The 11,800-nt window shown below is 63.9% G+C and carries 14 protein-coding genes and 1 pseudogene; 3 read left to right on the top strand and 12 right to left on the bottom strand.

Going from position 1 to position 11,800, the window contains the following annotated elements; genetic code table 11:
• Positions 1-125 precede the first annotated feature (125 nt).
• Positions 126-320: a hypothetical protein gene (locus FVF58_RS42555; RefSeq protein ID WP_149675629.1), complete on the top strand. Its 195-nt coding sequence runs from the start codon at positions 126-128 to the stop codon at positions 318-320.
• A gap of 491 nt (positions 321-811) precedes the next feature.
• Positions 812-1,027 carry a DUF1488 family protein gene (locus FVF58_RS42550; protein ID WP_149675628.1) on the top strand — a complete coding sequence of 72 codons (216 nt, stop codon included), beginning with the start codon at positions 812-814 and terminating at the stop codon, positions 1,025-1,027.
• Positions 1,028-1,260: 233 nt separating this feature from the next.
• Here FVF58_RS42550 and FVF58_RS42545 read toward each other — a convergent pair whose 3' ends face one another.
• The 3 genes from FVF58_RS42545 to FVF58_RS53575 all read right to left on the bottom strand — a co-directional run bounded on the left by FVF58_RS42545 (position 1,261) and on the right by FVF58_RS53575 (position 3,779).
• The gene (locus tag FVF58_RS42545; RefSeq protein WP_149675627.1) at positions 1,261-2,664 is read right to left on the bottom strand and encodes an ISKra4 family transposase; all 1,404 of its coding nucleotides are present in this window, start codon (positions 2,662-2,664) and stop codon (positions 1,261-1,263) included.
• A gap of 38 nt (positions 2,665-2,702) precedes the next feature.
• Positions 2,703-3,311 carry a plasmid pRiA4b ORF-3 family protein gene (locus FVF58_RS42540; RefSeq protein ID WP_149675626.1) on the bottom strand — a complete coding sequence of 203 codons (609 nt, stop codon included), beginning with the start codon at positions 3,309-3,311 and terminating at the stop codon, positions 2,703-2,705.
• 309 nt (positions 3,312-3,620) lie between these two features.
• Positions 3,621-3,779 carry a hypothetical protein gene (locus tag FVF58_RS53575; protein ID WP_246217462.1) on the bottom strand — a complete coding sequence of 53 codons (159 nt, stop codon included), beginning with the start codon at positions 3,777-3,779 and terminating at the stop codon, positions 3,621-3,623.
• A gap of 160 nt (positions 3,780-3,939) precedes the next feature.
• Here FVF58_RS53575 and FVF58_RS42530 point away from each other — a divergent pair.
• Positions 3,940-4,291 (top strand): annotated as a pseudogene (locus tag FVF58_RS42530) (LysR substrate-binding domain-containing protein); the annotation flags it as partial.
• 4 nt (positions 4,292-4,295) lie between these two features.
• Here FVF58_RS42530 and mdcH read toward each other — a convergent pair.
• From mdcH to mdcA, 9 genes are read right to left on the bottom strand one after another with little or no spacing between them, the layout of a single operon-like run.
• Positions 4,296-5,234, bottom strand: coding sequence for a malonate decarboxylase subunit epsilon (gene mdcH / locus FVF58_RS42525; protein WP_149675625.1), 939 nt, complete (start codon positions 5,232-5,234; stop codon positions 4,296-4,298).
• Positions 5,231-5,881, bottom strand: a complete 651-nt coding sequence (locus FVF58_RS42520; RefSeq protein WP_149675624.1) for a malonate decarboxylase holo-ACP synthase — start codon at positions 5,879-5,881, stop codon at positions 5,231-5,233. The genes mdcH and FVF58_RS42520 overlap by 4 nt, the downstream gene beginning before the upstream one ends.
• A gap of 19 nt (positions 5,882-5,900) precedes the next feature.
• Positions 5,901-6,668 carry a malonate transporter subunit MadM gene (madM, locus tag FVF58_RS42515; protein ID WP_149675623.1) on the bottom strand — a complete coding sequence of 256 codons (768 nt, stop codon included), beginning with the start codon at positions 6,666-6,668 and terminating at the stop codon, positions 5,901-5,903.
• A 14-nt stretch (positions 6,669-6,682) separates the two neighbouring features.
• A complete protein-coding gene (gene madL, locus FVF58_RS42510) occupies positions 6,683-7,078 on the bottom strand; it encodes a malonate transporter subunit MadL (RefSeq protein WP_149675622.1) in 396 nt (131 codons plus the stop codon).
• A gap of 59 nt (positions 7,079-7,137) precedes the next feature.
• Entirely contained in the window at positions 7,138-7,953 is an 816-nt protein-coding gene (mdcE, locus tag FVF58_RS42505) for a biotin-independent malonate decarboxylase subunit gamma (protein ID WP_149675621.1), read from the bottom strand.
• Positions 7,950-8,801 (bottom strand): biotin-independent malonate decarboxylase subunit beta, encoded by an 852-nt coding sequence (locus FVF58_RS42500; RefSeq protein ID WP_149675620.1) that lies wholly within the window; start codon positions 8,799-8,801, stop codon positions 7,950-7,952. Before FVF58_RS42500 ends, mdcE begins: the two co-directional genes overlap by 4 nt.
• A 5-nt stretch (positions 8,802-8,806) precedes the next feature.
• Positions 8,807-9,115, bottom strand: coding sequence for a malonate decarboxylase subunit delta (locus tag FVF58_RS42495; RefSeq protein WP_149675619.1), 309 nt, complete (start codon positions 9,113-9,115; stop codon positions 8,807-8,809).
• Between the two features lie 8 nt (positions 9,116-9,123).
• Complete coding sequence (locus FVF58_RS42490; protein ID WP_149675618.1) at positions 9,124-10,014, bottom strand: triphosphoribosyl-dephospho-CoA synthase; 891 nt, start codon at positions 10,012-10,014, stop codon at positions 9,124-9,126.
• Positions 10,014-11,675, bottom strand: a complete 1,662-nt coding sequence (gene mdcA / locus FVF58_RS42485; protein WP_149675617.1) for a malonate decarboxylase subunit alpha — start codon at positions 11,673-11,675, stop codon at positions 10,014-10,016. Before mdcA ends, FVF58_RS42490 begins: the two co-directional genes overlap by 1 nt.
• Positions 11,676-11,800 lie beyond the last annotated feature (125 nt).

Genomic DNA, 11,800 nt, shown 5'->3' with positions numbered 1-11,800 from the left:
AACGTCGTAATCGGCGTGGGTACGGCCGACTACGCGATGTTACGAAGGGGCGACCAAGTGGTCGCCACCGTACAGACGGGAGAATTTCATCCGGTCCATGATGATCTCAGCTTCAGGAGGCCACCATGTACATCCAACTCTCGGCCGAGGCTGTCCAGGCTCTCAAATCGCTCGATCGAATTCCTGATTCCGAATCGGAGATTCCGCGCCCCATGACCGACGAACTATTGACTCGCGGGCTTGCGTACGAGTCGCGCACCAGCGGCGTCATCAATATGACGGCCGCAGGCCGACTGTGGCTGAACCAGCGGGCCGGGTAATGCACGTGTTACGTGCGGAACCAATTGGCGCTGCCTACGGCGTTGCCGCGACGTTGAGCTTTGGATGATCGGAATCCCATCCTTACTTACCCTCGCAACGGTTTCTTATGTGACTTCTTGCGATCCGGCGCCGCCATCTGTCGCTGCGTACAAGCGGCAGCATGGGATGACACTGCAGCAGCCGAAATGGAAATGCGGTTGTTGATGATCGATCATCCGTGCATGCACGGCGGATGCCACATTGAATTTTGTCTCCCGAAAAACCTCACCATCGGAAGGCATTCCATACCCGAACTAACTGCCATTACCCGTCAGCGACCCGCTCATTTACCACAAACTTCAAAGCCCCCGTCCACGAGGCTGGGGGGCTCGCAGAATTCGCCGGAGTTCGTGGCCCGGTCAATTCGCCGTTGCCTACGAGCTTCATCTGGTAAATTTGGAGGTCAGAGGGCAGCGGGTTAAAAGTTCGCCAATGAGTTTACGAGGTTTTCATGGACGTGCTGGATTCCGCCCCAAGCGTGTCGGTCGATGGAAGCAGCATCGCTTTCCGGCTGTCCCAAGCGATTGGCTTCGCGGAGTGTGTAATCACACGTGAGGCACTTGAAGTCCATTTCTGGCTGTCACCGCGCGCCGATGCGAGTCGGATGCTCAAAGTGTTCGACGGCGGTCGAAATCGTATCGTCGCGGTCGCCGAGCGAAAAATGTGAGCGCGGGCGGGCCATCCGGTTGAACTGACCAGTCGTGACTTCGCTTCCAGTCGCCAGGCAGGCGGCGCCTCGCATAGACAAGTCGGGCGTTTTGACTGAACTTGTGCCGGCCGTCGCGACCCGCATAAAAAAGCACGACCGCTTAATTGTGGTGATTACTTTATGTGGATGAATGCCAGCCGGTACGGTACAAAACCGGTCCACCATTTGGAGACCGCGCCAAAGCGGGGGCTCTATGCCGCGATATCGTGAGCGTGCTCGTTGCTCGCGAGCGTCGGATACCATCGCTCGAAGCATGATCGCAACTGCTCATTCAGGACGGCCGTCCTTACCTGGAGAAGGCCTTGCGCATGAGCCGGTCGCCACGCCATCTGCTGCCGCTTCACAAAACGCTTGCTGACCACCTGGTTGACAGCCGACTCGACGAAGCTCGAGGTGATTGGCTCGCCATGACGGTAGCGGTCTCCGTAGTTCACGATAAAACGCTGGTTGTTCTCGAGGTAACCGATGAACTCCTCCAGTTTGGCCAGCAACCTGGTTTCCTCGGGACTGCCATCCGTGGCGAGTTCCCAGCCCAGGCTTTCAAGCCGCTGCAGTGCCGGATAGGGGCAGCCGTGCCAGAGGTGCCACTTTGCACTGCGCAGCCCACCGATCAGCGTGTCGACACATGGCCGTTCGTCGCGGTCCGGTAACCCCTTGATCATCTGTTCGAGATTCTGCACCCGCATGGCGACGTGAAACCAGTCGAGTATCCTCTCGCCACAATCGCCAAAGTCGATCTGGGCACGGCGAACGGTGTCGCCGCCGTCGGACAGGAAAGTTACCGGCTGGTCCGCGCCGACGCCTTCCTGCGCAAGAAACGCCAGCATCCGACCGGCAGGCTCGTGCTCGAGTGTGTGAACGTAAGCGAAGCTGTGTCCGCGACCGTCGTCGCGTAGTGATTTTCCGACAATGACTTCGAACCAGCCGTCTTGCCGACTGCTGTGTCCGGCCAGGCGGATGTATCCGCCGTCGATTCCCACGGCGCGTACTGAACTGTGCTGCGGAATAGCGCATCGGCCAGCAGGCAGATCGACGTATCGCCGTTGCTCGACGGCGATCGCTGCGTTCGAGCTCTCAAGGCGATGGCCCAGTGTGGCGACGCGCCTCCGGATCGTGGTAGCCGCCAGCACATGTTCCAGCGGTAACACCTCCTCCAGTACCCGGACGGTGAGCCCATACGACATCAACGCGGCAAACTCGGCCTCGAGATACTGCAGTTCGGGACTCGTCCGCTCACCCAGGCAACTGGCCAGCGGGCTGAAGGATCGGCGCGCTCTTCCGGAACACCGGCATTGGTACAGCCGCGGGCTGTCAAACGATAGCCGGCCAAACACCGAGCGGTAGACCAGGCGATGGTGGCCCTTGACGGTCAGACGGGAGCCGCAGTTCGGGCACATGCTCAGCCTCGCAATCGCTTCAGCGGCCTGCGCGTCAATCATCGAGCGCTGCAGCCGGCCCAGCAGCGCCTTCGCCTCCTCAAGATGCAGGCCGAGTGAGCCCGCATCGAAACTTTCCCGTTCGAAATGGGCAATCTCCGTGACGCTCGCCTGCTCGTCGACTTCCGTCTGAACCACAATCTGCACGCTGATCTGCATGGCAGTCTCCCGCCCGGCACGTCGCTTGGGTAGTCAGCTTACAGCGCCAACGTGTGCAGCCGTTCATTCGCCGCTTGACGGTCGAAACGCCGATCCAACCAGAAGAGCCATTCATCGGCCTCAACGCGCAGAGTATTCACCTCGATCGGGTTTTCGCGCAGCGTCTCGAGCCACTCGAAAAACTCGAACTCGCCATGCTCTTCCACGGCCGTCATGTATCTCTCGGGACCTCCGGCGTCTTCGGGCGGACAACGCCCGGAGCCCGCGACACAGCGTGGTAGTGGCCTTGACCGCTGGTTGCACGTTCGCCGCTCGACGCGCACGTCATGTAACCACCACGCGGTGAAGTCGTACAGGTAGGCAAAGCGCTCATGTACGTGCAGGCCAAACGCCGCGAAGGACAGGCTGTCTGGGCCGTCGAAGAATTGCAACGCGCCGTCGCGATGTCCGCCGTAACGCCATCCTCGGATGACAAACCGGTGCAGGTGTTCGTCGTTCCAACCCATGGCGAGCTGCATCACCTGATGCAGCCGCGCAATCGTGATCTGCTCGGGAATCAGGAGTCGCCGCCAGACCGGCGGGCTGACGCCGCGTAGACTGATTCGCAACTGGAGAACGGAAGTCGCTTCGGAAGGGCTGGTGTCCATCGAGACACTATAGACACATCCTTCGGTCATATTCGCAGACCCGATTCCAGCCCCCGCTTTGGCGCGGTCTCCGGGTAGCAGCAATTCTGAACTCCCACAGCTGCTGTGCGATGTCGGGCCGCAGGCCGACGTCCGGCGCCATCCGAGCCAACCGACGGTCCAGCAAAAAATCCTTCTGCGCAGGCGCTTACTCCATTCGTCTTCGTGCTCAGGGGCATTCAAATGTCCGCCGAGCTAAAGTGGCCACAACGTCCGCCGGACTCCGGACGAAAGCTGTACGCGACGACAACGTCGCTTCCGTAGCTCGCTTTATTTTTCGCCGCCTTCAAGAAAGGCCGCAGTGTGGTCGATAAACGCCCTCACTTTTGCGGGTAGCAGGGCACGTCTGCTGTAGGCGAGGCGGACCTCGGCCGCCGTATCCGCGATTTCAAACCCTTCCAGCAGGCGGACAAGCCTTCCGGCCTTTATGTCTTGTTCAACAAAGGTTGCCGGCAGGACGCCAATACCTAATCCCTCGAGTAAAACGTCACGATTGAAAACGGGGTGACGTGGATCTCGTAGTTGATCGGGACGGCGACGTTCTCCTGCTCCATTCGAAACGTAACAAATGGCTTGTGCATTGAAGGCGGCGGTCGATTTGTGGGACTGCCGCGACGAGACCTTCGTTTCCCTCGGCGAGGGGTTCGTGACCTATCGAGGCTTTATGGAGGCGTTTCGCGTCGCGAACTTCACGCCGAATGTGACCATGAAAGTCGGCGATATTTTTTCGCGGATGAACCTTGTGAGCGGCGGAGTCGGGTATACGCTATTACCAGGCCGTGTGCGGCGTGTTCGGCGACAAGGTGCAATTCATTCCTCTCAAGCCGCAATACCTGATGCGCCGGTCAATCGGTGTCAGCTTTCTGCACGCACGCGAGCGCGACCCGAACCTGTTGGCGCTGATGGCCGTCTGCCGTCTTTGCACGAAAAGGGCTTGCTGAGGTTTCAGCCCTCACTCGCGCCCCGTTCCCGCTCGATCAGCGCGCCAAGGTCCGGCAGAGCCGTGTCGCTGCAACTCACCGCGATCCCCTCTGTGAAAATCGCGCTGCTCAACCGGGTCAGCACGTTGGCCGGCGGCATCTCGACGGCGAGGCGTGCGCCTCGTTCCCACGCAAGCCTCACGGTGTCATGCCAGCGCACCTGCCGCGCCATGTTGCCTGCAAGATCGGCCGCGATGCGCGGGCCGTCAAAAAGCGGGCGTGCGATGCTGCTGCTCAGATACACAATACGAGGCGCGCGCACGGTGATCTGGCCAAAGGCATCGGCGAGCGCCACCGCGGGTGCGTCGAGCAAAGCGCAATGCGACGGAACCGCCACGTCGAGACGCTCGCAGCGTTGCGCCCCGTGTTCGATCGCAAGCGTCGTAAGGCGGTGCATGGCGGCATCGCTTCCTGCAACGACCATCTGCGTTTCTGCGTTAATGTTCGCAAGGAACACGGGCGTGGCCTCGCTGTTCATTTGCGCGATCAGTCGTTCGAGCGCCCGCTGCGTCTTGCCCATGATCGCAGTCATGCCGTAGCCGCTCGGGTAGGCGCGTTCCATCAACTGGCCGCGCAGCTCGACGAGCTTCACGGCGTCGGCGTATTGAAGCGCGCCCGCGATCACGGCGGCCGGATACGCGCCGATCGAAAGCCCCGCCACCATGTCGGGTTCGTAGCCGCGGGCGCTCATCACGCGCGCCTGAGCGACGCCCGCGATCAAGACGCAAAGTTGCACCGCGACGGTGGAGCGCAGCGAATCGGTATCGTCGAGCGATGTGACGTCGTAGCCCAACGTGTCGCTGGCTTCTTGCAGTGTTCGAGCGACTTCGGCGTGAGACGGGAGCGCGTGTAACATGCCCGGGCGCTGCGAGCCTTGACCGGGGAATGTGAACAGTACGCTCATGATGCGTCCCCAACCCAGGGATCCGATACGAGCAAGGGCCCACGCCCCGTCTTCAGCAGAACGCGATCCGCGTTGCCGGCCCACTCCGCGAGCGCGAACCCGCCGTGGCCTGTGTCGACCTGCATGTCGATGCGCGCGGGCGACGCTTGCAGCAACGCGAGAAGCGAGCGGGCTTCGTCGCGCGTCAGCGGCTTGGATGCGCGCAGCAGCAGGTCGAGGTCGCTGTCCTGCCGCAGCGTGCTCACGCCGCTCGCAAGCGCAAAGCCGACGCTGCCGGTGATGCCCCACGTCAACCGAAGCCGGTCGAGTTCTGGCGCGATGCGACTCAGTGCGCGCACGCAGGGCAAGGTCGCGAGTGCGGCCTTCGTCCGCCAGGAGCGGCCTTTGGCGAGCGCCTCGGGCGTGACGCTGAGACGGATGCGCTCGCGCGCCACGTGAGCGGCGAACCGCTCACTGCGTGCACGACCGCGAAGCCCGACCGGCACCACGCCCTGTTCGCTGACCGCTTCGCGCCGCACGACCACCGGCGCGTGCAAAAGCCACTCGCGCGAAGCCCATCCAGGTACTTCCGATGTCGAACGAAGGTCCTCCAGCTCACTGATCCACAGGAGGTCGTGCGGGCGAAGCGGTTCGTGAGCGGTAGACAAGAGGGTTCTCCCAGGCGCATCAAGCGCCCATCAAAGCCTTGGTCGCAAAGAACAACAGCGAAGGTCCGAGCAGGCAGCCGACGCCCGTATGGAACGTCGCGATCAGCGCCCCGTAAGGCACGAGCCGACGATCGGTCGCGGCGAGCCCCGCGCTCACACCGCTCACCGTGCCCGCCAGGCCGCCGAAGATCATCGCGGAGCGCGGCGTCTTCAGTCCCATGAAACCGGCCGCGAGCGGCGTGCCGATCATCACGATGATCGCCTTGATGAGGCCCGTCGCGATGCTGAGCGCGATCACATCCGAGCTCGCGCCGATCGCTGCGCCCGTCACCGGTCCCACGATATACGTGACCGCGCCCGCGCCGATGGTCGTCATGCTGACGGCATCGGTATAGCCGAACGCGTAAGCAATGCTCGCGCCGACGATGAACGGCAGCACGGTGCCGAGCAGCAGCGACACCACGCCGATCATTCCCGCCTTGCGCGCCTCGGTCGCCTGCACCTCGAACGCGGTCGCGACAATGGCAAAATCACGCAGCATCGCGCCGCCCATCAGGCCGATGCCGGTGAAGAGCGGCAGGTCGGCGATACCCTTTTGCCCGCCGGTGAATGCGCCACCGACATAGGCGAGCGCGAGGCCGATCACGATCGCGATTGCCGAGCCGTGCACGCGCCCGAAGGTCAGCTTGCGCGAAATCAGCGACGACGCCCACATGATGAGGCCCACCAGCGCGAACGCGGTGACGAGGCCGTTCTGAATCAGATTTTTATCGAGAATTTGCAACATGACTAACTCCTGCTTCAGATTTCTTCAAGATGCGGAGCGTTCACGAACGACGTGCTGTCGCGACCGGTGCGGGAAAGAACGGCGATGCAGCATGCGCAGACGGCCGCAGCGCCCATTGCCGAAAGCAGTGCGACGGGGCCGCCCTTGAGCGCGGCCACGACGTTCTGGTTGGCGGCCATCGCCACCACGACGGGGATGTACATCGCGCCCCAGAAGCCGACGCCGAATTCGGTTTCCTTCGGCAGCAGTCCCTTCTTTTGCAGATAGAGCTTCAGGAAAATCAGCAGCAGCATCGCGATGCCGACGCCGCCGACGTTCGTCTTCACGCCGATCGCAACACCGAGCAGGTCGCCGAGAAAGAGTCCTGCGAGATGGCAGAACGCGAGAAGTGCAGTTCCATAGATGATCATTTCATGTCTCCTGTAATACCTTTATTGGCTTCTGACGAGCCGGTGCGAGAAGTGAAGCTCTACCGCCATTGCTCCCGCAGCTTGCGGCGAACCGTCGCGGAGGCCGCGCGGTGCTCGCTGCCGAGCCGGCTTTCCAGACCGCGCGACGGGTCGTTGCGGATGTCGTCGAAAGCGACCTGCAGCGCCTTCTCGACGGTGGTCTGATCGGCGCGGGTCGGCGCATCGGCGTTGGTTACGCTCAGGAGTTTCCAGAGCAGCCCGAGCGATGCGTAGTTGTCGATGTCGTAGGCCATCGGCGGGACGTGCGCCGTGAACGCTTCGAGATCGGCGACCGAGCGGAGCGTGACCCGCGCCGCCGATTCCTTGCCCATCGCGTGGACCATGACCTTCGGATCGGCGAGTGCGATGAGGCGGTTGGCCTGATAGCCGTGCGCGAGAAACGCACCCGACATCGCGCGCCCGACGATCAGCCCGATCACCGGATGGCCCGCGAGACGCGCGCTGGCGTATGCATCGGCGGCGGCGGCGAGCGCCTGGTGGATGCCGTACGCTTCCTCGCGCCGGCCGTACGCCTGGCTCGCCACGTCGATCACCGCGACGATCGCGCGCTTCTCTTCGCGCTTGCTATCCGCATCGACGACCTCACGCACCGCGCGCGCCACTTCCCATCCTTCGACGAGACCGACCTCGCCGCCGCGCGCCCGCGGGAACGGATTGTCCGGATCAGGCACCACGGCGATGAAGCGCGCGGGATGGTCGCCCAACCGCGCATCGGCGACCCGCACCGAAGGCGGATAACCGGCCTGCAACGGCGCGCTGTAAGTGAGCGCGTCGAGCCAGACTGCGCCGCGCTTCGAAAGCTCTTGTGTGCTCATACCTGAAACCCCTTGCCGTAGATGGCGGCCGCCTGTTCCGGCGTGGCCTGCACGCCCGGATCGACCTCGGAAAGCCGCGTCAGAAAACCCGCGACGCATTCGCTGCGACATGCCTCGGGCCGACCCGCGCGAAAACGTTCGATGACTGCCGCGCGGATCGCGTCGGCGTCGTCGGCGACGTAGTCGTCGACGAGTCCCGTCCGATGCCGCTGCTCGCAGCCGGTGAAGCTCCAGATCATCGGACGGTCGCGCGAATCGAATTCCGCGATGCCAGCTTCCTGTTCGATGACCGCCGGACCGTTGAGTCCCAGGCGCGCTTCCCGGGTGCCGATCAGATAGCTGCAGAGCCCCGCCGCGATCGACATGCCGCCATAGCAGCCGATCGGACCAGCCGTGATGCCGATCACCGGCTGATAGCGCCGCAAGTCGACGATGCCCGCGTGAATCTCCGCGATCGCCGCGAGCCCAAGATTCGCTTCCTGCAAGCGCACGCCGCCCGTTTCGAAGAGGATGACGGCGCGCGTCGGGATGCCGTTGCGGTTGTCTTCGGCGGCGAGTTCGAGGCTGCCCGCGATCTTCGCCGCCGACACCTCGCCCATGCTGCCGCCCTGGAATCCGCCATCGATGCCGAGCACGACGGCGGGCTGCCCGTCGATGGTTCCCTTCGCGATCACCATGCCGTCGTCGGCCTGCGTCACGATGCCTTGCCGCACGAGCCACGGCGACGTGACGCGCTGGAACGGGTCGAGCAGTTCGCTGAAGGTGCCTGCGTCGAGCAGCTTCTTCGCGCGGCTGCGCGCATCGAGTTCGATGAAACTCTGGCGTTCGAGCAGTTGCTGTGTATCCATGATCTTCACGCTCCGCCGGTTGATTGCAGTTGTTCGAATACCTGCCCGATACGCATCTGCACGACGCCCGGCGTCGCGCCCGAATCGTTGATTTCGAGCTTCGCGGCGGGGAGCGACCCGTCGCCGAAGATGCGTTCGAGCACGGCCTGCCAGAGGCGGCCCTTGCCGTCGACGGAAGTCGTGACGCTCACGACGGTGCGGTGCGCCGCGTTCGCTTCGAGCAGCACTTCGAGGTCTCCCGAAGCGACGACGCCCGCGAGCGCGCGGCCTTGTGCGGGTTGCCCCGCCGGGAATTCAACGACGATGGTTTCCATCTGTGTTCCTATGCGTTCGACGTGTGAGCAGCTTCGCGTTGAAGCCGGTCGAGAAAGAGGGCGGCGGCGAGCAGGTCGGCGGCTCCCCCGGGCGATACGTGCAGCTCGACGAGACGGCGGTCGAGCGCCTTCAGTTCGCGGCGCCCCGCGAGCGCCGCGGCGCCGCCTTGCTCCAGAACGCGGCGTGCGCCGTCCTGCATCTCGGCGAGCGCGTCGGGTCCGCCGCGCGCGAGCACGCAGGTGTCGTCGAGGCTCGCCATCACGGCGAGCAGCGCGTTCAGGCGCGCGGCCGTTTCGCTGTCGCCGCGAAGGCGCGAACGCACGAGTTCCGGCAGCGCGACGTCCACGACGTGCGGAAAACCGGCCTGCGCCTGTCCGCGCGCGCCGCCGACGCTGTAGTCGAGGCACGCCTGCTCGCCCTTGTTGCCGGTCCGCGCGGGCGCGTGACGATCCTGCACGCGGGCGATCGAACCAGCGCGCGCGGCGACGGCTTGCGGCGCAAGATCCAAAAGTTCGCGCGCCGCAGCGGTCACGAGCAATCCGAGCGCCCAGATCGCGCCGCGATGCGTATTCACGCCGCCAGTCGCATCGAGCATGCGGGTTTCGCCCACGCGTCCGATCGCGCCGATACGCTCACGCAGCGCGAGCAGCGGTTGCGTTTCGATGCCTGCACGCGCCAGTTCGACGAACGTCGGCTGCAATGCGAGCGCCGATGCGCACATCAGCTTCCAGTCGAGATCGTGGTGCGCGCCGCAGCTGCGGATATCGACCAGGCCGGGCTTCGGCGCGAGCGTCACTTCGTCAATCAGCGCTTGCACCACATGCGCGCCGAAACGGTCGGCCAGGTCCGGCGCCTGGCGCAGCGGCTGCGCCGCGTTCATTGCGAGGTTCTCGCGCATTACCAGCTCCGGAAGCGTGCGGGCGGCTCGTACAGCCCGTCCGACCAGTCGACGATATCCGCCATGCTCTTCGCGGCGAGCAGCGACCGGCTCGCTTCGCTGCGGTGGATGGCGAGGTCCTCGGGTAGCGCGACGAAGCCATCGCGGCGCAGCGCCGCGAGCTTGCCTGCGTCGCTCTTGAGACCGATCGGCGTGACGCCCGAGACGGCCGCGATCATCTCCTTGCGATGTTCGAGCGAGCGTGCCTTGTAGAGATAGGCGATGCCTTCCTCTGTCAGCACGTGCGTGACGTCATCGCCGTAGATCATCACGGGCGCGAGCGGCATGCCGGATTCGCGGCCGACCTCGACGGCATCGATCGATTCGACGATGGTCGGCTGGCCGCCCGCCTGGAACGTCTCGACCATCTGCACGACGAGCTTGCGGCCGCGCTCCAGCGGGCTGTCCGTCTGCAGCAGATCGAGCCACGCGGGCGTCGCGTGGCGCCGGCCGTGCGGATCGTGGCCCATGTTGGGCGCGCCGCCGAAGCCGGTGAGCCGCCCGTGCGTCACCGTCGACGAGTTGCCTTCTCCATCCATCTGCAGCGTGGAGCCGATGAACATGTCCACCGCGTACTGCCCCGCAAGCTGGCACATCGTGCGATTGGAGCGCATCGAGCCGTCGTGGCCGGTGAAGAAGATGTCAGGCCGTTGCGCGACGTAGGCTTCCATGCCGAGTTCGCCGCCGAAGCAGTGCACGCTGTCGACCCAGCCGGTTTCGATCGCGGGGATCAGCGTCGGATGCGGATTGAGCGTCCAGTGGCGGCAGATCTTGCCCTTGAGACCGAGCTTCTCGCCGTAGGTCGGCAGGATCAGTTCGATCGCGGCCGTGTTGAAGCCGATGCCGTGATTGAGCGACTGCACCTGATGCTTCTCGTAGATGCCGCGAATCGCCATCATCGCCATCAGCACCTGGATCGGCGTGATGAGGCGCGGATCGCGCGTGAAGAGCGGCTCGATGAAGAACGGCTTGTCGGCCTGCACCACGAAATCGATCCACGAGCCGGGGATATCGACGCGCGGCAGGTCCTTCGGATCGTCGACGATCTCGTTGACCTGTGCGATCACGATGCCGTCGCGAAACGCGGCGGCTTCGACGAGCGACGGCGTGTCTTCGGTGCTCGGACCCGTGTAGAGATTGCCTTCGCGATCCGCCTTGTAGCCAGCGCACAGCACGACGTTCGGCGTGAGGTCCACGTAGAGCCGCGCATAGAGTTCGATGTAGGTATGGATCGCGCCGATTTCGAGGATGCCGTCCTGCAGGAACTGCGAAATGCGCAGGCTCTGCGCGCCGGCATACGCGAAGTCGAGCTTTCTGGCGATGCCGCGCTCGAAGAGATCGAGATGCTCGGCGCGGCTCACGCTCGGAATGATGAGATGCAGGTCGTGGACGACTTCCGGATCGACCTTTGCAAGGGAACGCGACAGGAAATCCGCCTGTTTCTGGTTGTTGCCCTCGACGACCACGCGATCGCCCGGGGCGACGAGCGCCTGCAGGACATCGACGATGCGCTCGGTGGGTAGCACCATGCCATCCGCGATCGATGCAACCCGCGCGAGGCGGCGATGTTTTTCCGCACGGCGCGTGGCCCAGCGGGATTGGGTCTGACTTTGACTGGACATGTGGACTCTCGCTCTGGACATGAGGCAAGTCTAGGGAGCGAGGTGCACCGATTCAATGACGCTTGGGACGCGTCTGTTATCCCAAGGGTAATGATCATTCGACGTGAACGCTGAAACCGTGACAG

The organism is Paraburkholderia panacisoli, assembly GCF_008369935.1.
In the GTDB taxonomy this organism is placed as follows: Bacteria; Pseudomonadota; Gammaproteobacteria; order Burkholderiales; family Burkholderiaceae; genus Paraburkholderia; species Paraburkholderia panacisoli.
The sequence above is the reverse complement of the archived record's forward strand: the minus strand, read 5'-3'. Positions and strand labels throughout refer to the sequence as shown.

Coding starts and splice junctions, on each gene's coding strand:
- madM (WP_149675623.1), bottom strand. CDS start 6,668: ATGTTGCAAATTCTCGATAAAAATCTGATTCAGAACGGCCTCGTCACC.
- FVF58_RS42545 (WP_149675627.1), bottom strand. CDS start 2,664: ATGCAGATCAGCGTGCAGATTGTGGTTCAGACGGAAGTCGACGAGCAG.
- mdcA (WP_149675617.1), bottom strand. CDS start 11,675: ATGTCCAGTCAAAGTCAGACCCAATCCCGCTGGGCCACGCGCCGTGCG.
- FVF58_RS42490 (WP_149675618.1), bottom strand. CDS start 10,014: ATGCGCGAGAACCTCGCAATGAACGCGGCGCAGCCGCTGCGCCAGGCG.
- FVF58_RS42555 (WP_149675629.1), top strand. CDS start 126: ATGTACATCCAACTCTCGGCCGAGGCTGTCCAGGCTCTCAAATCGCTC.
- FVF58_RS42550 (WP_149675628.1), top strand. CDS start 812: ATGGACGTGCTGGATTCCGCCCCAAGCGTGTCGGTCGATGGAAGCAGC.
- mdcH (WP_149675625.1), bottom strand. CDS start 5,234: ATGAGCGTACTGTTCACATTCCCCGGTCAAGGCTCGCAGCGCCCGGGC.
- FVF58_RS42540 (WP_149675626.1), bottom strand. CDS start 3,311: ATGGACACCAGCCCTTCCGAAGCGACTTCCGTTCTCCAGTTGCGAATC.
- mdcE (WP_149675621.1), bottom strand. CDS start 7,953: ATGAGCACACAAGAGCTTTCGAAGCGCGGCGCAGTCTGGCTCGACGCG.
- madL (WP_149675622.1), bottom strand. CDS start 7,078: ATGATCATCTATGGAACTGCACTTCTCGCGTTCTGCCATCTCGCAGGA.
- FVF58_RS42500 (WP_149675620.1), bottom strand. CDS start 8,801: ATGGATACACAGCAACTGCTCGAACGCCAGAGTTTCATCGAACTCGAT.
- FVF58_RS42495 (WP_149675619.1), bottom strand. CDS start 9,115: ATGGAAACCATCGTCGTTGAATTCCCGGCGGGGCAACCCGCACAAGGC.